The 22,232-nt window shown below is 34.9% G+C and carries 15 protein-coding genes and 4 other annotated features; of the genes, 14 read left to right on the plus strand and 1 reads right to left on the minus strand.

The annotated features are described in order from the left end of the window. Positions 1-94 precede the first annotated feature (94 nt). The 12 genes from F0362_RS10845 to F0362_RS10905 all read left to right on the plus strand — a co-directional run bounded on the left by F0362_RS10845 (position 95) and on the right by F0362_RS10905 (position 17,900). Positions 95-349: a DUF4318 domain-containing protein gene (locus F0362_RS10845; protein WP_053446427.1), complete on the plus strand. Its 255-nt coding sequence runs from the start codon at positions 95-97 to the stop codon at positions 347-349. 161 nt (positions 350-510) lie between these two features. Further along, positions 511-846, plus strand: coding sequence for a single-stranded DNA-binding protein (locus F0362_RS10850; RefSeq protein WP_053446426.1), 336 nt, complete (start codon positions 511-513; stop codon positions 844-846). Positions 847-1,206: 360 nt separating this feature from the next. Next, on the plus strand, positions 1,207-1,596 hold the full coding sequence (locus F0362_RS10855) for a hypothetical protein (protein ID WP_000940649.1): 390 nt from the start codon (positions 1,207-1,209) through the stop codon (positions 1,594-1,596). A gap of 538 nt (positions 1,597-2,134) precedes the next feature. Next, on the plus strand, positions 2,135-3,262 hold the full coding sequence (locus F0362_RS10865) for a conserved virulence factor C family protein (protein ID WP_000692595.1): 1,128 nt from the start codon (positions 2,135-2,137) through the stop codon (positions 3,260-3,262). Positions 3,263-3,265: 3 nt separating this feature from the next. Continuing rightward, positions 3,266-3,649: a thiol-disulfide oxidoreductase DCC family protein gene (locus tag F0362_RS10870; protein ID WP_000634894.1), complete on the plus strand. Its 384-nt coding sequence runs from the start codon at positions 3,266-3,268 to the stop codon at positions 3,647-3,649. An 82-nt stretch (positions 3,650-3,731) separates the two neighbouring features. Beyond that, entirely contained in the window at positions 3,732-4,166 is a 435-nt protein-coding gene (locus tag F0362_RS10875; protein ID WP_000063703.1) for a BrxA/BrxB family bacilliredoxin, read from the plus strand. 49 nt (positions 4,167-4,215) lie between these two features. Then, positions 4,216-4,992, plus strand: a complete 777-nt coding sequence (locus F0362_RS10880) for a class I SAM-dependent methyltransferase (protein ID WP_000637472.1) — start codon at positions 4,216-4,218, stop codon at positions 4,990-4,992. Positions 4,993-5,032: 40 nt separating this feature from the next. Continuing rightward, positions 5,033-5,247: a binding site (T-box leader), on the plus strand. 45 nt (positions 5,248-5,292) lie between these two features. Next, positions 5,293-6,981, plus strand: a complete 1,689-nt coding sequence (gene argS / locus F0362_RS10885) for an arginine--tRNA ligase (RefSeq protein WP_053446425.1) — start codon at positions 5,293-5,295, stop codon at positions 6,979-6,981. A gap of 144 nt (positions 6,982-7,125) precedes the next feature. Then, the gene (locus F0362_RS10890; RefSeq protein WP_073990683.1) at positions 7,126-8,028 is read left to right on the plus strand and encodes a class I SAM-dependent methyltransferase; all 903 of its coding nucleotides are present in this window, start codon (positions 7,126-7,128) and stop codon (positions 8,026-8,028) included. A 318-nt stretch (positions 8,029-8,346) separates the two neighbouring features. Further along, positions 8,347-12,549 carry a bacteriocin-processing peptidase family protein gene (locus tag F0362_RS10895; protein WP_000883822.1) on the plus strand — a complete coding sequence of 1,401 codons (4,203 nt, stop codon included), beginning with the start codon at positions 8,347-8,349 and terminating at the stop codon, positions 12,547-12,549. A 105-nt stretch (positions 12,550-12,654) separates the two neighbouring features. Beyond that, positions 12,655-12,894: a binding site (T-box leader), on the plus strand. A 54-nt stretch (positions 12,895-12,948) separates the two neighbouring features. Further along, the gene (gene ileS / locus F0362_RS10900) at positions 12,949-16,050 is read left to right on the plus strand and encodes an isoleucine--tRNA ligase (RefSeq protein WP_000754889.1); all 3,102 of its coding nucleotides are present in this window, start codon (positions 12,949-12,951) and stop codon (positions 16,048-16,050) included. 341 nt (positions 16,051-16,391) lie between these two features. Continuing rightward, entirely contained in the window at positions 16,392-17,900 is a 1,509-nt protein-coding gene (locus tag F0362_RS10905) for a M36 family metallopeptidase (protein WP_000932729.1), read from the plus strand. Between the two features lie 108 nt (positions 17,901-18,008). Here the strand turns inward: F0362_RS10905 and F0362_RS10910 are convergent, their stop codons facing one another. Beyond that, a complete protein-coding gene (locus F0362_RS10910) occupies positions 18,009-18,488 on the minus strand; it encodes a hypothetical protein (RefSeq protein ID WP_000709315.1) in 480 nt (159 codons plus the stop codon). 221 nt (positions 18,489-18,709) lie between these two features. Beyond that, positions 18,710-18,922 (plus strand) — a binding site (T-box leader). Between the two features lie 105 nt (positions 18,923-19,027). On the opposite strand from F0362_RS10910, the gene aspS reads away from it, so the two are divergent. After that, positions 19,028-20,326 (plus strand): aspartate--tRNA(Asn) ligase, encoded by a 1,299-nt coding sequence (gene aspS / locus F0362_RS10915; RefSeq protein ID WP_000372098.1) that lies wholly within the window; start codon positions 19,028-19,030, stop codon positions 20,324-20,326. A 169-nt stretch (positions 20,327-20,495) separates the two neighbouring features. Then, positions 20,496-20,744 (plus strand) — a binding site (T-box leader). A gap of 117 nt (positions 20,745-20,861) precedes the next feature. Continuing rightward, on the plus strand, positions 20,862-22,202 hold the full coding sequence (locus F0362_RS10920) for a sodium-dependent transporter (RefSeq protein WP_000814552.1): 1,341 nt from the start codon (positions 20,862-20,864) through the stop codon (positions 22,200-22,202). Positions 22,203-22,232: the final 30 nt, after the last annotated feature.

The raw sequence follows: 22,232 nt of genomic DNA on the forward strand, positions 1-22,232 counted from the left end.
TGCATGAAATGTGCAGGATTTTTTTATTTTCAAAGATAAATTGAATGAATGGTATAATGTGGATGTTAGAAGTTTGAATGGAAGGGGATGGAATATGATGAAAGAGAAGAAAGGGATTATGAAAAAACTATTTTCTAAAAGTTTTTTCATAGAACTAGATGATGCTTTAACATATCCGTCAGCAGAATGCATTATTTCAGCCATTGAAGGGTATGCAGCTGAATGTAATGAACTACTAAAATTTGAGGGTAAAGTTAAACCGATTACATTCTACTTAGACGATGCATTGTTTAGCGCTGAAATAAAGATGGCTCGCGGAGGGTATTACATCTCTTGCAGTGAAATATAATATATCTTGAAACCTTACATGTTCATAATATGTAGGGTTTCTTTTTTGCTTTTTTATATGCAAAGTAATCCTTTTTACTTTAGAAATATATAATTTTATCCTTTTTACCCTTCACACATTTTTCTTTACAATGAAGAAAAACATGCGAGGTGGTATAACTTATGATGAATCGAGTTGTATTAATCGGTAGATTGACAAAGGATCCAGAATTATACTACACAAAACAAGGCGTCGCTTATGCACGAATATGTGTTGCAGTGAATAGAGGATTTCGAAATAGTTTAGGTGAACAACAAGCAGATTTTATAAATTGTGTCGTTTGGCGAAGAGCAGCTGAAAATGTAACAGAATATTGTACGAAGGGATCACTTGTTGGAATTACAGGGCGTATTCATACGAATAATTACGATGATGTAAAAGGAAAGAAAATATATAGAACTGAAGTTGTGATTGAGAGTATTACCTTTTTGGAGAGAAGGAGGAAGGGGGCATCGTAATAAAAGGGGATTTTAAGTAATAGCTTCGGAAAAAATTGTGGAAAGTATTTTAATAAATTTAAAGAAGGGGTACTGTCAGCAATTTTGAAGAAAAATACGCTAACGAAAATTATAAATTTAAAATTTTTTATACTGAATATTGAAAGATTCCTCTGGAAATGGTTACTCATTGAAGTGGGATTATTAGATTGGTTCTATTCCACATTTTTCACGGTACTTGTTAATCTTTTGAATCATTGATTTATTAATATTGAAGATAATTATGTGCATATTAATCACATAATTTGTCCCTATCAAAATGAACTTTTCTTGCATCTACTATATTGTTAAGAATATTTTATTTTGAAAGGATGTGATTATATGGCTCATAAATCTACTGGGGTTTTTCGAGTTCCGGTTTCTGAGAATGGTATTATTCCAACTGCTCTCAATATTATGTTAAACAATGATTCACGCTGCCATACTAGTAATGTAACGGTAATTGTTAAGAGAAGTCCAAACACTTTTTTCCCAACGCAAAATGAATTAGTTGAAATCTCTCGTACTATTGTTTCTTTAGGACCAAACAGAACATCTAAGATTGTGTTGTTTACTCCAGAATTCCATATAGAAGATTTTCTTGACGTTATCATTAGAGGAAATAAAGATGATGTTGAGGATGTTCTTGTGTATTCTTTCTTAGCGGACTCAGAAGGTCACAATCTTCCATCTACTGTTTTCAGAAATGAAGAATATACTTTTGCTTGCTAACACCATGATGATGTATATCATACACAAATATATTTGACATAATATGGAATTACCGTAACAAAAAAGGCGAACCTCTTAATTTCATAAAGGGTTCGCCTTTTTTCTTTCTATCACTCTAAGCAATTCCATTAATTCATCTTTCGGAATATCCACAATCAAAATGTCTTCAGAAATCAATTCTCCACCAACAAGTCCCTCAGAGCGCATTCGTATGAACGTTTTTATATATAAATCGTTCTTCTTTCTTAGTAGTATCCTCCAGAGCTTTATTTATTAACTGCACTTCACTTTAAAATGAATGATCTAACTAGGATATAGATACCTCTTTTTATGTAGGGCAAAGAGAACAAATTCCCTCCTTAAAATAAAACCTATCGGAAGCGAACGGTTTTAAAATTTCGTTCCTAATTTGAAATGTAAAAAATGAAATAGTATGGTAGCGGGAAGAAAGTAGTAAAATTAAGCATCCGAGTAGGAGTATAGAGTGATAACATGTTACAATACAGCTAAGAACACGCAATAAAGGAGAGTTTTTTACGTGAAGATTAAAGCAATTGAACCGACGCCAAGTCCAAATACAATGAAAGTTATTTTGAATGAAGTATTACCATCAGGAGCGCGTAATAATTATACAAATGAAAATAAAGAACAAGCACCAGTACAAGTGCAAGAAATTTTGAAAATTGAAGGCATTAAAGGTGTGTATCATGTAGCAGACTTTTTAGCAGTCGAGCGTAATGCGAAGTATGATTGGAAAGTTTTATTACAACAAGTTCGTGCCGTTTTCGGTGAAGAAGTAGTAGAAGAAAGCGAAGAACAGCAACTTTCTCACTTTGGAGAAGTGAAAGTATTTATTCAAATGTTCTTTACAATTCCGATGCAAGTGAAGTTAACAGATGGAACGACGGAAGAGCGTGTTGGTTTACCTGATCGTTTTAAAGAATCAATCATGAAAGTGCAAATGTCTGCACCTAACGTTGTGAAAGAGCGTAAATGGGTAGAGCAAAGTACACGTTACGGTAATTTTGAAGAAATAGGGAAAGAAGTAGTAGAAGAAATTGTTGCTGCTTATTCAGAAGAACGTGTAAATGAAACAGTTAAAGAATTATTAGATCAGGCTGGGGCAGTTGAAGTAACGATTCAAAAGCGTGAGCCATATAAAGTAACAGAAGAGATGATGAAAGATTCTGACTGGAAAAATCGTTTTGCAGCTTTAGAGCAAATGGATCCTACTGAAGAGGATATTCTAGTGTTGAAAATGGCGTTAGACGATGAAAAAGTATCTATCCGCCGCATAGCAACAGCTTATTTAGGTATGGTAAAAGGTGATGAAGTATTACCGTTATTATATAAAGCGTTATTAGATCGTTCAGTAAGTGTTCGTCGTACTGCAGGGGATTGCTTATCAGACGTAGGTGACCCAGCAGCGATGTTCGTTATGATTAAATCGCTGAAAGACCCAAGTAAATTAGTACGCTGGCGTGCAGCTATGTTCTTATTTGAACTTGGAGATGAAAGTGCGATTCCGGCATTAAAAGCAGCGCAAGATGATCCAGAGTTTGAAGTAGCGATGCAAGCTCGTCTTGCATTAGAGCGTATTGAAGGCGGCGAAGAAGCGAAAGGTTCTGTATGGAAACAAATGACGGAATCTCGTAAAGGGGAATAATATATGATTGTTTTCTATGATAGTTGGTGTCCGATGTGTACTGCAGTGGCAGAGCGTACGAAGAAATTAGATAAAAAGGGTAAAATGACATTTGTTTCATTTCGAGATGATGATGTAGTTAAGAAGTATGATCTTTCTCAAGAACTACAAAGTAAGATGGAGCAAAGGATGTATATTTTTAAAAATAATAAATGGTATGACGGAATTCATAGCATAAACGTATTAGCGAAGGCTGTTCCATCTTATTGGTTTGCAGTGCCTTTTATAAAATTATCTATCGTACTTGGATTTGGAAGCAAAGTATACGATTATATCGCTAACAATAGAAAACTTGTCCCAGTTGGACATTGCCGCGGTGGGGTTTGTGAAATCCCTTCAAAAAAATGAAAACGTCACTATCTTTCTTTTGCACCTATTAATAGAGCGTGATATGATGAATTTGGAATGAAAGTTGAAGGAGAGATACAAGATGTCAAATGCTTATGAAGAATACATGCGTCAAATGGTAATTCCAATGCGCCAAGAATTAGTGCGTTCTGGATTTGAAGAGTTAACTACAGAAGAAGCTGTTACAGAATTTATGGAGAATGCATCAGGTACAACATTAGTAGTTGTAAACTCAGTTTGTGGATGTGCAGCTGGTTTAGCGCGTCCATCAGCAGGTCAAGCAGTTGTTCGTGCTGAAAAACAACCTGATCATCTTGTAACTGTATTTGCAGGTCAAGATAAAGATGCTACTGCAAAAATGCGTGAATACTTCGGAGAAATCCCTCCATCTTCACCATCTATGGCATTATTAAAAGGAAAAGAAGTTGTTCACTTCATTCACCGTCATGAAATTGAAGGTGCAACTATGGACGAAATTATTACGAACTTAGAACAAGCTTTCGAAAAGAATTGCTAAAGAAGGGGGAGAGTAAATCTCCCTCTTTTCTTTATATAGAGGTGAAATAATGATAGTAACAACAGCAGGACGAACAAATAAAGAAATGACATCTTATGCAAAAAAAATAGCGACAGAATTAAATAGTTCTTTCGTTATACGTAATGATATACCTGTGCACAAACTGCATGAGAAATATGAACAAGATGTGCTTGTCGTAGGGAAGAACCGATTAGCTATTTACCCTGAAGGTACGGAAGAGTCGTTTTTCTTTCATCCAAACTCAGCAATGTTTCGTGTGAAAAGGTTAATGCGCGGAGAGCACGATCCGTTTGTACAAGCTGCTAAATTAGAGAGCGGAATGACGGTGTTAGATTGTACGCTCGGCATGGCATCAGATAGTATTGTAGCTAGCTATATTGTTGGTGAAAGTGGAAAGGTAACAGGACTTGAAGGTAACGAATATATGGCTTACATAATGGAAAAAGGTTTGCAAACATGGTCTTCATCAGTTGCTGAAATCGATAAGGCAATGCAAAGAATCCATGTAAAGCAAACAGAGCATTTCGCTTTTTTAACGCAATGTGAGGATAATAGTTATGACGTTGTTTACCTTGATCCGATGTTTGAAGAAACTGTCATAGAATCAGATGGAATTAAAGGATTAAAACACTTCGCTTTGTATCATGATATTACTGATGAAACAATTGCGGAAGCGAAGCGTGTGGCGAGAAAGCGTATTGTTCTGAAAGACCATTTCCGTAGTACTAGATTTGAAAAACACAATTTTCACGTATACAAAAGAAAAAGTGCAAAGTTTCATTTTGGCGTAATTGACCCTTGCTAATTGTTTGAAAAGATGTATAATAAGCAATAATTAATTAAATATACTGTCTGTGATGAAGAGAGTAGTCTTTTTCAGAAGGAAAGCGAGCTAGGGATGGTGTGAGCCTAGTGCGGAAGAAAAAGATGAAGCGCACTTCGGAGACGCTTCTTGAACGAATAGTAGAGTAAGCCGAGGTCCCCTGTCCTCGTTATAAACGGGAAAGTGGTTCGTAATGAACAACAAGGGTGGTACCACGGGTTAAAACTCGTCTCTTATATAGAGACGAGTTTTTTGTGTTTAAAAAAATAAGGAGGTTGTAGTATGGAATATAAAACACAGTTTGCGAAAAGTTTATCAAATATTTTTGTAAATGAATTAACGCAAAATCAAATTTTAGATTTAATCGAAACACCGAAACAAGATGAATTCGGAGATGCAGCGTTCCCATGTTTTTCACTAGCGAAGCAATATAAAAAATCACCAGCTATTATCGCAAAGGAAATTGCGGAGAAAGTAAATGATCCGTTCTTTACGAAAGTAGAGGCTGTTGGTCCTTATGTAAATGTATTTTTCAATCGTGAAACTGTAAGTGATGCTGTATTAAAAACGATTTTAGCTAAGAAAGAAGAATACGGTCAAAATTACTTTGGATGTGAAAAAACAGTAGTTATTGATTACTCATCTCCAAATATTGCAAAACCTTTTTCGATGGGGCATTTACGTTCTACAATGATTGGAAATTCACTGAAACATATCGCTGAAAAATGTGGCTATGAAGTTGTAGGAATTAATTATATTGGGGATTGGGGAACACAGTTTGGAAAGTTAATTACTGCTTATAAAAAATGGGGAAATGAAGCAGTAGTTAAAGAGGATCCAATCCGTGAATTATTTAAGTTATACGTTCAATTCCATGAAGAGGTAAAAGACGACGAAGAACTAGAAGAAGAAGGGCGTGCTTGGTTTAAGAAATTAGAAGAAGGTGATGAAGAAGCTGTTGAGCTTTGGAATTGGTTCCGTCACGAATCCTTAAAAGAATTTTCTCGAATTTATGAACTTCTCGGTGTAGAATTTACTAATTTTCAAGGAGAAGCTTTTTATAATAATTTAATGGAAGATTTCATTGGGATTTTAGAGGAGCATGAGTTGCTTGAAGAGTCAGAAGGCGCATTAGTCGTTAATTTAGAAGAAGAGGGAATGCCGCCTTGCTTAATTAGAAAATCAGATGGTGCGACTATTTACGCAACACGTGACTTAACGGCAGCGTTATATCGTCAAAACACTTATGCATTTGATAAAGCCCTATATGTAGTTGGCCTGGAACAAAGTTTACACTTCAATCAATTTTTCACTGTATTAAAAAAGCTTGGCTACAATTGGGTTGACGGCATGGAACATGTACCGTTTGGGTTCATTTTAAAAGACGGTAAGAAAATGTCGACACGTAAAGGAAGAGTTGTTTTACTTGAAGAAGTACTTGAGGAAGTAATAGACCTTGCAAAACAAAATATTGAAGAGAAAAACCCAAACTTAAAACAGAAAGAAGAAGTAGCAAAGCAAGTCGGTGTAGGAGCAGTCATCTTCCACGATTTGAAAAATGAGCGTATGCATAATATCGAATTCTCATTAGAAAATATGCTGAAATTCGAAGGAGAAACAGGACCATATGTACAGTACACACATGCGCGTGCTTGCTCTATTTTAAGAAAAGAAAGTGTAGAATTTGAAACGTGTACGTTTGCATTAAAAGATGATCATAGCTGGAGCGTCGTAAAATTACTGAATAAGTTCCGACAAGTAATTGAAGCAGCCTTCAACAAAAATGAGCCATCAATCATTTCGAAATACGTATTAGATGTAGCACAATCGTTCAATAAATATTATGGAAATGTGCGTATATTGGAAGAGAGTAAAGAGAAAGACAGCAGACTGGCATTAGTTTATGCTGTGACGGTTGTATTAAAAGAGGGATTACGTTTGCTTGGGGTGGAGGCACCTGAGGAGATGTAACATAAAAAGGTGTACGTATCATAGTAGATATGTATACCTTTTTTATATTTATAGGAAAGGTATAAGCAAAAGTTTCATTTTTTTAAAACTAAACTTAACTTTTCTTTAAAGTATAGGAATGTCTTTATTAAATGGAGAATTGTAATGTTATATAAGGAGGCGTTAGGTTTGGAAACATACGACTGGAACAGTAAACTAACATATTTAAAAAATACAAGAGATTTATATTACAACGACGATTATGTAAGTTTTTTAGTAAATTCAGTTTGGAAGATTAATAAGCCCGTACATATCGTTGATTTCGGTTGTGGATATGGTTATTTAGGCTTAGTATTAATGCCGTTACTTCCAGAAGGTTCAAAGTATACAGGCATTGATAGTGGAGAAACATTACTTGCTGAAGCGAGAGAGTTGTTTCATCTACTTCCATATGAATCAGAATTTATTGAGGGGGATGCTACAGAAATTGAATTGAACGATAAATACGATATAGCAATCTGTCATGCTTTCCTATTACATATGAATACTCTAAAAATGATGTTAGAAAAAATGATACATGCAATTAAAAAAGGTGGTAAAATAATCTGTTTTGAACCACATTGGATTTCAAATATGTCTTCATATGTCTTAGATGGAGAGAATCAATCGGAAATTATTAAACTAGGTGCTTTGCAGAAGTTATTTGAAAAAGACGCGCAGAGAAACGGTAAAGATGGAAATATTGGCATGAAAATACCGATGTATTTAAGTAAATTAGGTGTGAAAAATATTGAGTGTAGAGTGAGCGATAAAGTGAACTTTTTAGACTCTAGTATGCATCACAATGATAAACACAGTTTGTATCATTCATTAAGAGAAGAGGGGATTGCGGACAACCCGGGTGATAAACAGCAATTTATAGAACGTTTAATGATAAGAAGATTAACATATGATGAAGCATTAGCTCAATATGAAGCAGAACTACGATTTTTTAAAGCGCTCCATATACATTCATCTTTAGTATATGCTCCGAATATGAAAATTACATTTGGTGACATAGAATGTTAAAAGGTAGCAATTTATTGAGGATTGACATTTTTTATCGATAAGTCGATATTCACCGTATAATCGCTGATATATTTGAATTATCGCCGATATAATTTCATGTACTGATTTTGGCCTTGAAAAGATAAGATCCTCAATTCACGCTATTCCATATAATTAAACAAAATACGAAGAAAAACAATCATTTTTACTATATTTTGTTATAAATTCGAATAATATTAAATAATACTATCCATTATAGGAGATTTTAGTTGAATACCTACAATATGATGTGTAAAATCTAAGCAAGTAGCAGTTTAAATAAATATTCGAGGTGAATGCATGCTAGATTTTAAGCAGTTAGAAGCTTGTTTAAAAGACAAGAGATTTGTAGATGGATTACAGGAAATAAATAATGAAATTTCATATATAAAAGAAACGAATACTTTATCCTATGTGAAGACTTGGCTTGCTAATATTCCTTCACATAAGGAGTTTGATATATTAATTCGCCTTACTGATGAAGGGCTTATGCACCAATACAGTTCATTCCTCATTCGCTACGCTTATAAAAAATTCCCAAATATGAGAACGCTCTCTTTATATTGTGATGAGTTAATTGATGAGCGAAAAATCCTTGAAGCAGAACAGTTGTTAAAAGACTCTTTAGAAGAGGCAGATAAAGAAGAAATAGATGACGATTTTTTAGCGAAAACATATTTTACTTTAGTACGATGTTTATTAGAAATGAAACGAAATGAAGAAGCGCTCATTTATATGCAAAAAGCAGAGGAGTACAGTACAAGTGCGGTCTTTGATAAATGGGGCTACGTCTATATGCATACAGGTGAATGGGAGAAAGCAGAAGAACAATTTTTAGCTGGAAAGCAGCATAAAGATTGTGAAGAACTATCTACCTACTTATTATCACAGTTATATGCGAATAAAGGGGAACAAAAACATGCATTACAGTTAATTGATGATGCGATTGTAAAGTTTCCACAAGTACCATATTTTCATTTTGAAAAGGTAAAGTATTTATTAGATTTAGCGAAATATGAAGAGATGTTAGAGGTAATAGATAATATTAATAGTACGCTTCCTTATCATGCTTATGAAACTTACTTTGTACATTTACGTGCAGAAGCGTTGTACAAAATGAATAAACTTGTAGATTTACAACAGTTATTAAAAGAAGAAAAAAGTTTAAAAGGCTCTTTATATCATAATTTAGAAAAAAATCCAGATGGAAAAAAGGTTCACCTGCCGATAGTTCCAATTGTACAAAAGGATAATTATTGTGTTCCGACAAGTTTAGAAATGATGTTGCAGCTATGGGGAGAAAAACGTACACAAGATGAAATAGCAGAGTTTATTTTTGATATGACAGGCTCAAAGTTTTCCGATACGGTCTCTTATATTGAAGAGTTAGGCTATGAATATCGTTATTTTAAAGGGAATGAGGAAATTTATAAGATATTACTCGACCGAAAGATCCCCGTTTTATTAAGTATAGACATCGAACATGCTTCACATGTGCAAGTGCTATCAGGATATGATGATACGTTACAAGCTTTTTATGTTCAAGATCCAAACTTTATAGAACCAGTTCTTGTGGAATATAGTAAATTGCAAGAGAAATATCGTTATACAGGTTGTTTGGCGATCACGTTTGTTCCGAAAGAAAAGAAGGAAAAACTAGCATTTTTAAGTGAAGAAGAGAATCATTATTTTAAATCCATTTTCTCTCTTACAGATCATTTAGATGAACAAGATAAAGAGGGAATTAATAACTTAGTACAATTTTTAAAAGAGACGAGTGATAATCGGAATACGTGGTTATATACGATGAAACATTTAGATGTTGAAGTAGATAAAGAATTTATTTTATATTGTATAGAAAAGTTAATGGAAAAGTTTCCGAACTCGGATTTTGTTAAATTGCATGGTGCACAGTGCTTTATTCGTCTTCAAGAAATGGAGAAAGCTGAGCAAATGCTGGCAAATGTTGAGAAGAAAAATAATCGTGCTTTATATCATTTGATAAATGGAAGATATGCATTTGAACAGGAAAGTTATATAGAAGCGATTACAAGTTTTCGTTCCTCATTACAATTGGACGCAGATCAGCCGATCGCCTGGAGTTTCCTTGCGTTATCTTATATGTATATCGATCAATCTGAAAATGCGTTGCAGTTTTCTCAAGTAGCTGTAGAACGTAGTCCAGAAAGGTTCACTTTAACGAATCACGGTTTAATATTAATAGATTTAGAAAGATATGAAGAAGCATATGAAATCTTTAATAATTTGTTAAGAGAATATAAAAATGAGGCGCATGTATGGTATGAACGAGCGAGATGTGCGCATCAATTAGGGAAATTACATTTAGCGATAAAAGGACTTAAAGTGGCGATTCAGTTAGATAGTAATGCGCCTTACATTTATACGAAACTTTCAGAGATCTATGAATCTGATTTGAAGGATGAGAAAAGCACAAAAGAAATTTTATTAAAAGGTATTGAGAATTGTGATGATAAGGCGTCTCTATATGTAAGATTAGGTGATTATCATTTTCAAAATGATAGTCTGGAAGAAGCAGAAACATTATATAAGCGTGCTTTAGAAGAAGATAATGAAGATGTTTATTCTCATTTCGGACTTACGCAAGTTTATATGGCAAAAGAGCGATATGATGAAGCGAAAGAATATATTCTTGGTCTCGAAACACAAATTGAAAAGAGCCAAGATTTCCTTATGAATGCAGGAATGGTTTTATGGGATGCAGAGGTTGAACTTGGTGGAAATGAAGATGGGTTTAAAGTAGCATTGTCTAAGTTAGAGAGTGGTATAAAGCAGAGTGAATATAATGTAGCAAGTGCGTTAGATGAATATGTGAATCGAATTAAAGGAACTGTATTTGTACAACGAGGTATAGCATTCTTAAGAACGTTACAAAAAGAAAGAAATGAAGTAAGTGAATACAGTTGTTATGCAGGTATTTTACATGAATCTATTGGACAGTATGGCCAAGCGATGAAAAGATATAATAAAGCAATAGAACAAAAGAAAACGGCATTGCCATATTACCGAATTGGTGAAACACTTATGGCATTAGGACAATTGACAGAAGCAAAACAAGCGTATGAAACATGTTTAGAGCTTGATGAAAACTTTTTAGGTGTACATTTACAACTAGCAGAAATATACGAAAAAGAAGAAGAGCGTTTCAAAGAACAAATTCATATGGTTCAGGCGATGAAAGAAGAGCCTTTGTATATAAATATGGAATATTTGGCACAGCTTTCAGTAGAAATAAATCTTCAAGAAGAGTTGCTAAAGGAATTAGAACATCTAGCAGGCGAAGTACCCGAAATATGGCGCTTAGATGCGATTGCGTATGTGTATGGAGCGATGGATGAAATAGATAAAGAACAAGCACAGATTGAAGAAGCGCTACAATTAGATAGTGAGCATGCAGAAGTTCTATATCATTATGTAAAAGTATTAGTGAAAAAAAGAGATGCAAAAGCGATTGAAGTTGCAATGAAAGTAATACAAAAAGATGTAAATAATGAACGTATATTTGATGTTTATGTAAAAGCGGTAGAACAACATAAGAAATTGTCTAACATCCGGGATTTTCTTCATACATTAAAAGTGAAAAAAGCAGAAAGAAGTACAGCATTCATGTGTGCAGCAGCTGCGGTTACGGAAAGATGGATTGAACGTCAACAAAATGAACAACCGAAAAAATCTATATTTACGAGAGCTTTTTATCGTATGAAAAACCGGGCAAAAGAAATTTCAATGGTTACAACAATTATTGAGTTATATGAAATCTCATTAAAGTTAAATCCAAAAAATAGTATGGCAGCACAACGATTTGGATTATTTTACGAAAATGTATCGATGAATAAAGAAGCGATAGATGTTCTGCAAACATCGTTAGAAAATAAATGGGATTATGAGGTAGCGAAGCAACTTGTAAATCTTTTCATTGAGTGTGAGGACGAAGATTTGTTACAAGATGCTGTAGAGTTAATGAAGCAATTAGTTCGAGAGCTACCGGATGATTATGATACGCTTCTTATACAAGCGCAAGTATTCTTGAAAGTTGGGGAAGAAGGAAAAGCAGAAAAAATATGCTTACAATTAACGGAGAAAACACCGTTTGTAAGTAGAGGATTCCTTGCTTTAGGAGAAATATACCAAAGTCAAGAGAGATATGAAGAGGCAATTCAGTTATTAGAAGATGCTTCTATACATCATCCAAATGATACGGCAATTCTTCTCTCATTAGCATCTTCATATCATAGTGCCGGCCAAACGATAAAGGCAGAAAAAATAACAAGTGAAGTAGTAACAATGGATACGAGTGATCTGTTAGCAAGATATGATCATGCTTGTTATTTAGCGTTATTAAATAGAAATGCAGAGGCGAAAGAAGAGCTTGAACATGTACTTCGTGAGGATGAATCTGGATTTTTTGCTGAACTTATCGAAGAAGATGAAGATCTAGCAAGACTGAGAGAGTTTGAAAAGTAATTGTATATGTATATAAGTAGTGAAAAAAGGATATAAATAAAAATATATTTTGAATTAGTTGACAATTTATTGTTAAATGGCATAAAATAGCTTTTAACAAAGTATACAAATCTGAAGACGAGAAAGAGTAAAATAATGAACTGTTCCCCAGAGAGCCGGTAAAGTGCTGAAAGCCGGTGTTCAGACGTTATTTGAAAATCATCTCCGAGGAGCCGAGGCTGAAAGTAAGTAGGCCCGGACGGATGTCTACCGTTACAAAGAACGCGTATGTTAGTACGTTGCTAAGCGCTATTAGTGAAAAGCTAATAGAATTAGGGTGGTAACGCGGGTAAACCCGTCCCTACTTCATAGGGGCGGGTTTTTTGTGTGCTTTTAAAACATTCAAAGGAGTGATTGTAGATGAAGAAAGTAGATGTAAAAGAGTCAGCTGTAGGGAGAGAAACACGTATTCGTAAGCAGTGGAACGAACAGAGCATTTTTGAACAATCAATTCAGAATCGAGAAGGCGCGCAATCGTTTGTGTTTTATGAAGGACCACCAACGGCGAACGGTTTACCACACGTCGGCCATGCACTTGGTCGGGCAATTAAAGATTTAGTAGCAAGATATAAAACGATGGCCGGTTTTAAAGTAGTAAGAAAAGCAGGATGGGATACACACGGTTTACCTGTAGAATTAGGTGTTGAGAAGCAACTTGGTATTTCTGGTAAACATGAAATCGAAGAGTACGGAATTGAGCCATTTATTAAGAAGTGTAAAGAGAGTGTATTCACATATGAAAAGCAGTGGCGTGAGTTCACTGAAAGTATCGGTTATTGGGTAGATATGGATGATCCATACGTTACTTTAGAAAATCCATATATCGAAAGTGTATGGCATATTTTAGGGACGATTCATGAAAAAGGCTTGTTATATAAAGGGCATAGAGTTTCACCGTACTGCCCAAGCTGTCAAACCTCTCTCAGTTCACATGAAGTTGCACAAGGGTATAAAACAGTAAAAGATTTAAGTGCAACAGTTAAGTTTAAAGTGGAAAATAGTGAAAATGAGTATTTCTTAGGTTGGACGACAACACCATGGACACTTCCAGCAAATGTTGCACTTGCTGTACATTCAAATATGGAATACGTTAAAGCGAAACAAGAAGGTCATGTATACATTGTTGCGAAAGAACGTGTACAAGAAGTATTAAAAGAAAACTATGAAGTATTATCTGTTCATAAAGGTGAAGAATTAGTAAATACATTTTACACAGCACCATTTCCAATGAAAGAAGTGACAAATGGTTACCGTGTTATTGCAGCGGATTTTGTAACGGCAGATAGTGGTACTGGACTCGTTCATATTGCTCCAGCATATGGGGAAGATGATTATAGAGTTGTTCAAAGTGAAGGATTGTCGTTCCTACATGTTGTAGATGGAAAAGGTGAGTATACAGATGCAGTACCATTTTTGAAAGGTAAATTTGTAAAAGATTGTGACGTTGATATCGTTCGTTATTTGGCGAAGGAAGGTTTGCTATATCATAAAGAAAAATATGAACATAGTTATCCGCATTGCTGGCGTTGTGATTCACCACTTCTTTATTATGCAGGAGAAAGTTGGTTAATCCGAACAACTGCAATTAAAGATACATTTTTAAAAAATAATGATTCTGTTACTTGGTATCCGGATCATATGAAACATGGACGTTTTGGTAAGTTTTTAGAAAATATGGTTGACTGGAATATTAGCCGAAATAGATATTGGGGAACACCATTAAACGTATGGGAATGCGAAAGTTGCGATCATCAGTTCGCACCGAAAAGCATTGCTGAATTAAGAAAGCATAGTAAGAAAGAAACACCTGAAGATTTAGAATTGCATAAGCCGTATGTAGATGAAGTGCAAGTCTGCTGCGGGAAATGCGGAGGCACAATGAATCGCACACCAGAAGTAATCGATGTTTGGTTTGATAGTGGTTCTATGCCATTTGCACAATATCATTACCCATTTGAAAATAAAGATTTATTTGAAGAGCAGTTTCCAGCGGATGTTATTGCAGAAGGAATTGATCAAACACGCGGCTGGTTTTATAGTTTATTAGCAGTATCAGCACTATATACAGGCAAAGTGCCGTATAAACGAGTGTTATCACTAGGGCATGTTTTAGATGAAGAAGGACAAAAAATGTCTAAAAGTAAAGGCAATGCACTAGATCCAGTTGATTTAGTAGAGAAGTTTGGTGCAGATGCGCTAAGATGGGCTTTACTCGTTGATAGTGCCCCGTGGAATGCGAAGCGTTTTTCTGAAAGAACAGTACTGGAAGCGAAATCTAAATTTGTAGATACATTAGTCAATGTGTATAGCTTCTACGTTTTATATGCAAATTTAGATGAGTATAATCCGAAAGAAACGTATGACGTAAAGCTTACGAAATTAGACGAATGGGTATTATCAAGATTGCATAGTACAACGAAAAAAGTGAGAACAGCACTTGATGAGTATCAATTTACGAATGCAGCTCGTGAAATTGCAGCACTTGTAGATGAAGTGAGTAACTGGTATGTAAGACGCTCACGTAATCGTTTCTGGGAATCTGGTATGAACGCTGAAAAAGCATCTGCCTATGAGACACTTCATGAAGTGCTTGTAACAATTAGTAAATTAATTGCACCATTTACACCGTTTGTCGCGGAAGACATTCATCTGAATTTAGAAGGAAGTAGCGTTCATTTAGCGGATTATCCAGTTGTAAATGAATCACTACTTCAGCCGAAATTAGAAGCGGAAATGGATGCTGTTTTACAAGTTGTCGAACTTGGAAGAAGTAACCGTAATCAGCATTCTTTAAAAGTAAAACAGCCGTTAGCTGAGCTTGTATTACTTGAGCATAAAGAGAATGATATCGATTGGGAATCTTATCGCGATATTGTAATGGATGAGCTAAATGTGAAAGCATTCCATGTTGAACTGGATGAAACGAAGTATACATCATATCAATTGAAGCTCAATTTTAAAACAGCAGGGCCGAAGTTCGGTAAAAATGTGAATGCAGTAAACGGCTGGTTAAAACAATTATCACAAGAAGAAGTACAAAAATTTGTATCAACAGAAAGAGCAGTTTACGAAGCAACATCAGGAGAAGAAGTGGTTGTAACCGCTGAAGATGTGTTAGTTGAGAAAGTTGCAAAATCAGGATTCTCTAATACGACTAACGGACAATATACGGTTATGTTAGATACGAATGTAACGGAAGAATTGTTACAAGAAGGAGTAGCTCGTGAATTCATTCGTGCGGTTCAAGAATATCGTAAGCAGTTGAATTTACCAGTTAACTTACGAGTTGATGTGATTCTTGATGCAGAGGAAGAACTACAGCAAACGTTAACGAATCATAAACATCTATTGGAAGAAAACTTACTCGTCAAGCAATTTACATTTGGCCACTTAACGAATGAAGACGACGAGCTTTCCTTAGGGGAGACAAAACTCCGAATTAAGTTAAGCGAGGCTAATTAATGAAAAAAGGAAGTTGGAATCATTCCAACTTCCTTTTTTGTATGAAGGGAGATTAACCGGATGATTTCCTCATAATCCACTCGATAGGGACACTGGAACATTTCTTTCTTCATATTTTAAAAGTATAAGGTTGAAAGAATTGATAAAGAAATATATTTCTAAAGTATTGTTTTCGTTTTACACATAAATATTGAGAAAATTTCACTTACCCAAAATGTAAAGGTAATAGAATTGCTCGTATAGAATTACTCGTAGATTCACTTTATTTCGTTACTTGTCGACAGTAATAGCCTTATAGGAATGGGGTAAAGGTTTCACAATTTATTAGGGGGAGTGGTTTTATGTTAAACAAAAAAATGGTGGCAATGGCAATGACTGTACCATTAGTAATGGGGACGATTTCTACAGTTTCCGCATTGGAAAAGAAGCAAGTAAAGGTAGAAGCTTATTCACCACAGAAAAAAGCAGTTGAATATTTAAAAGGGAATGCCAATCAGTATGGATTAAAGCCCGATCTTTCAGACTTGCAATATATTTCTACAACAGAAACGTCAGTAGCTTCATATGTTAGGTTCCAACAAGTAGTAAATGGCGCGCCTGTATTTTCAAAACAAATTACGGTTACTCTTAACGGAGAGGGAAAAGGAGTACTTGCTGTTTCTGATTATCAACCTGTTACAGGTGTGAAAGAAGTAACGACAAAAATTAGTGAAAAAGATGCAATACAAAAATCAATGGCGTATGTTGGAGAAGCGAGTGAGCAAAACTTATGGGCTCCTACAGAAAAAGAATTCGGATATATTGTAGAAGAAGGTGTCGCTCTTCCAGTATATAAAGTGGTAGTCCATTCTAATAATCCATTCGGTGCATGGGAAACATTCATTGATGCAGAAAATGGAAAGTTAATTAAAAAGGTTGATATAAACCGAAAAGCTGAAGGGTCAGGAAAAGTATTTTTACCTAACCCGGTCGTATCTAGTGGTAGTAAAGTAGGATTAAAAGATAATAATGATGCAGATTCAACAGCTCTAACGAACCAATTGAAGACTGTTACGTTAAAAGGTTTAGATGGAACAGGATTTTTAATTGGAGAGTATGTAACGATTTCTTCAAAAGCGATGACGAAATCTACAAACTTACAATTTAACTATACACGTGCAAATGATAGCTTTGAAGATGTTATGTCGTATTATCATATCGATACATTGCAGCGCTATATTCAAGGACTAGGCTTTAAAAATATTAATAATCGTTCGATTAAAGTAAATGTTAATGGTACAACGGATGATAACTCATTCTATTCTCCATCAACGAAAGCTTTAACTTTCGGTACTGGCGGAGTTGATGATGCAGAAGATGCTGGTATTATCGCGCATGAATACGGCCATTCAATTCAAGACAATCAAGTGCCTGGATTCGGTAGCTCACCAGAAGGTGGAGCAATGGGAGAAGGATTTGGTGATTTCTTAGGTGCTACTTATGAAGATGCAGTGTCGACTACAGGGTACGGAAAAGCATGTGTTGGAGAATGGGATGCGACAGCTTATTCTAGTTCGGATCCAACATGCTTACGCCGATTAGATACGAATAAAGTATATCCGAAAGATATTACGAATGAAGTACATGATGATGGGGAAATTTGGGCTCAAGGACAATACGAAATGGCACAAGCTTTTGGCCGTGATGTAGCAACAAAAATTATTTTACAATCACATTGGTCATTAACGCCAAATGCTAAATTCCGTGATGGAGCAAAAGCAATTAAGCAAGCGGATGCTCTTCTATATGGCGGACAACATGCTGCTGATATCGATCGTATTTGGGCAGCAAGAGGAATTAGTACGAATTAATATAAAAAGTCGTGGCGTTTATAAGCCACGACTTTTTAATTTACATAAGAACTGGTACTAGTAAATAAATTAATATCAATGATAATGTGAATACATCCGCAGCCTCATTTACTTTTTAGATTCTTTAAAAACAAAATGCTCTTTAAATTTTCTAGACTCAACTTTTTGACCGTTTCGCATCGAGCGGAAAGGGTGTTCTTGCCACGTAATAATCACGTCAACCTCATCTGTTTTTGTAGAAATAGGTAAGTTAGCATGTTCAAATCCAGTTTTGTTGCTTGCTAAACGACTTTCCTTTAGGGAAAAGAGTTCATATTTCGTTTTTGTATTTGGCTCGTTGCGGAAGACTTCAACTTGTACGTTATACACTTCGCTTTTTCCGAGATTTTTTACAGAGAAATAATATGTTTGAAATACACCTTTTTTAGGTTGCAACAATTTTTTACTCGTTTTTTTCACTTCATCAATATTCACTTGCCATTGATTAGAATGTTGAGAGATTGGTAAAGATTTTGGTGAATATGCGTACGTTTCATTTACTACAATTAGGCATAACAAAAGGAGAAAGAAACTAATTGCTTTTTTCATATGTACACCTCCGCTACAATTTTGCTATTAATATGCGTGGGAAACATGTAAATTATGTAATAAAATGGAAATGTATATAGAGCGTGAAAAAGACTAGTGTAAATCTAAATGGGAAAATAATAATAGAACATGAAAAATACGCATATATAACGGTAGATGAAGAATCTTAAATAAAAAGGCTTGCGTTTTATAAAATAAAGAGATAGAATACTCTGTAAATATAAAAAGTGATGATCAGGAAAAGTACATGATGCAAAGGTCTACAGAGAGCAATCGGTTACTGGGAAGATTGCGATACCGCATGATGGAAAGACACCTGTGAGTGTTGTTTTGAACGTGATTATTAGTAAAAGCAAACGGTACCTACCGTTATCAGGGCTAAGATGGTCATTGTGACAATTTGGGTGGTACCGCGGAAAAAATCCGTCCCTATTTCTAGGGGCGGATTTTTGTATTTTTTGAAAGGAGGTGAGTGAACGTGGATGACGATGATGACAACAATAACGTAAATAAAATGAAAACTATTGGAGGGAAATATAATGGATCAAATAATGACGCGTTCACTCGCTCAAGCGTGTACGGAGCATGTTGGAAAAGTGGTACTCTTACAAGGGTGGGTAAAAAAGATTCGTCATCTAGGTAATGTGAGTTTTTTATTATTACGGGACCGAACGGCAGTTATTCAATGTGTATTAGAAAACGAGTTAGCTGGATACAAAGTTGATGTAGAAAGTGTCGTTCAAATAGTTGGTGAAATTGTAGAGACTTCGAAAACAGAATTAGGGGTTGAAGTACTTGCTCATGAAGTGAAAGTATTAAATGGTGCAGAACAACTTCCATTTGAATTAAATAAAAAGAAATTACAAGTTGGTTTAGATCAACTATTGAATGAACGAGTATTATCGTTAAGACATGAGCGAACCGCGGCGATATTTAAAGTGAAAGCTACACTCGCTCAAAGTTTTAGTGACTATTTAACAGAGAACGATTTCATACGTATATTTACGCCGAAAATTGTTTCGCAAGGGGCAGAAGGAGGAGCGAATGTTTTTAAGCTTCCATATTTCCAAAAAGAAGCTTATTTAGCTCAATCACCACAGTTTTATAAACAAATGATGGTAGCGGGAGGATTGGAACGTGTTTTTGAAATTGCACCTGTTTACAGAGCGGAACATCACAACTCTTCCCGTCATTTGAATGAATATATATCGTTAGACGTAGAGCTTGGATTTATCGATGATTTTCATGAAGTGATGCAATTAGAAACGGATGTTTTACGACATATGTTTCAGCAAGTAGGAGAAACATGTGAGAAAGAACTACAACAATTACAAATAGAAGTACCTGTCATTACTGAAATACCGAAAATTACATTATCAGAAGCACAAGAGATTTTGAAAAGTAAGTATCGAAAAGAATCACCGATTGGAGATTTAGATACAGAAGGTGAAAAGTTACTAGGGAAATATGTGAAAGAAACATATAATAGTGAATTTGTTTTCATTACACATTATCCGAAAGAAGCGAGACCGATGTATACGATGCCGAATAAAGAGAATCCAACTATTACTGATTCTTTTGACTTATTGTATAAAGGATTAGAGATTACGTCAGGTGCACAGCGTATTCATAATTATGATCTATTACTCGCATCTTTTAAAGAAAAAGGATTACACCTAGAGAAATTTCAATCTTATTTAAATACATTCCGATACGGTTGTCCACCGCATGGCGGTTTCGGCATTGGGCTAGAAAGGATTGTATATAAACTTTTAGAATTAACGAACGTACGAGAGGCGAGTGCTTTTCCGAGAGATTGTACACGTCTTACACCATAAAAAAGAACCTTCGCGATTATCGCGAAGGTTCTTTTTTAATGTTCTTTTATTTTTACATTGAAAGTTTATAAAAAACCTTTTCGACAAAAAAATTAATATATACCTTGACAGTTATAAATATAACCGATATACTTCATATTAATTTCAAAAGAAAATATATTCTAAATATTAAAATGTGTTGAATAGGAGTAGTAAGGTCATGTATTTGTGCAGAGAGCTATGGGTTGGTGCGACATAGTCAAATGACATCCTGAACTCGCCTAGGAGCAGTAAGGTGGAACGGAATCACATTCTTAGTAAATCTTAACGGTTAACCTTCGATATTAGGTTTGTAATCAAACGATTACTACTAAGGTGGATTCATAATGGAATCAATAAGGGTGGTACCGCGTTAAGTAAATGGCTTAGCGTCTCTTTATATAAAGAGATGCTGAGCCATTTTTTATTTTATAGAAAAAGAAATGGAGGGTTTATTCGGATAGGTATGTAAAATTTAATTATTTGTATAAAAAGATTTAATTAGGAGGAAAATAAGATGAAACAGACGGAGCAATGGACTTCGAAATTAGGATTTATAATGGCTGCAGCAGGATCAGCAATTGGATTAGGCGCAATATGGAAGTTTCCTTATATCGCTGGGAAGAGCGGGGGAGGAGCATTCTTTTTAATCTTTATATTATTTACTGTGTTAATTGGACTACCACTATTAATAGCTGAATTTATGATTGGACGCAGTACACAGAAACAAGCAGTTGGCGCATTTAAAAGTATTGCACCAAATACAGGGTGGCACTGGATTGGACGCCTTGGCGTTGGAACGTGTTTTATATTACTTTCGTTTTATAGTGTTGTAGGTGGATGGGTATTGATTTATTTATTTAGAGGAGTAACTGGACAACTTATTACTCCGGGACAAAATTACGGTGCATTATTTACTGAAACAATTGGAAATCCCGCTTGGGCTATTACTGGACATTTCGCTTTTATGTTCATTACGATATGGGTTGTATCAAAAGGTGTACAAAACGGAATTGAAAAAGCAAGTAAATATATGTTACCAGCATTGTTCGTTTTATTTGTCGCCCTTATTATTCGTTCATTAACATTGGATAATGCAATGCAAGGTGTGAAGTTTTTCTTACAACCAGATTTCTCAAAGATTACTTCAGAAAGTATTTTGTTCGCAATGGGCCAATCGTTCTTTGCGATTAGTATCGGAATATCAATCATGGTTACGTATAGTTCCTATTTAAATAAAAAAGAAAGTTTACCAAAATCAGCAATAACAATTGTTGGATTGAATTTATTTGTTTCTTTATTTGCAGGTCTTGCAATTTTTCCAGCAGTATTTTCATTAGGAATGGAGCCGACGGAAGGGCCTGGATTGCTATTTATCGTATTACCATCTGTATTTAGTCAAATTCCATTTGGCGGATTGTTCTTAACGGTATTTCTTGCGCTATTTACATTTGCCACATTAACATCGGCGTTTTCTCTACTAGAGACGGTTGTTTCAGCATTAGCAAATGGTGAACAAGAAAGAAGAACGAAACTATCATGGATCATTGGTTTCTGTATTTTCTTAGTAGGTATACCATCTGCGTTATCATTTGGAGTATGGAGTGATATTACGATTTTTGGTAAGAATATTTTTGATGCGGTAGACTTTTTATCTAGTAATATATTAATGCCACTAGGAGCGCTATTTATTAGTATTTTCGTATCATTCAAAATGGAAAAGAAGGTGCTAGAAGCAGAATTTTTTGTAGGTGGAAATTACGGAAAGAAAGTATTTACTTGTTGGGCATTTTTACTTCGGTTTGTAGCGCCACTTGCCATAATCATCGTCTTTTTAAATGTAATAGGAATTATTTAACATAAAATGTTATAATATTCAGTAAAAAAG

The sequence above is a fragment of the Bacillus sp. BS98 genome (genome assembly GCF_008432245.1).
Lineage (GTDB): Bacteria > Bacillota > Bacilli > Bacillales > Bacillaceae_G > Bacillus_A > Bacillus_A toyonensis.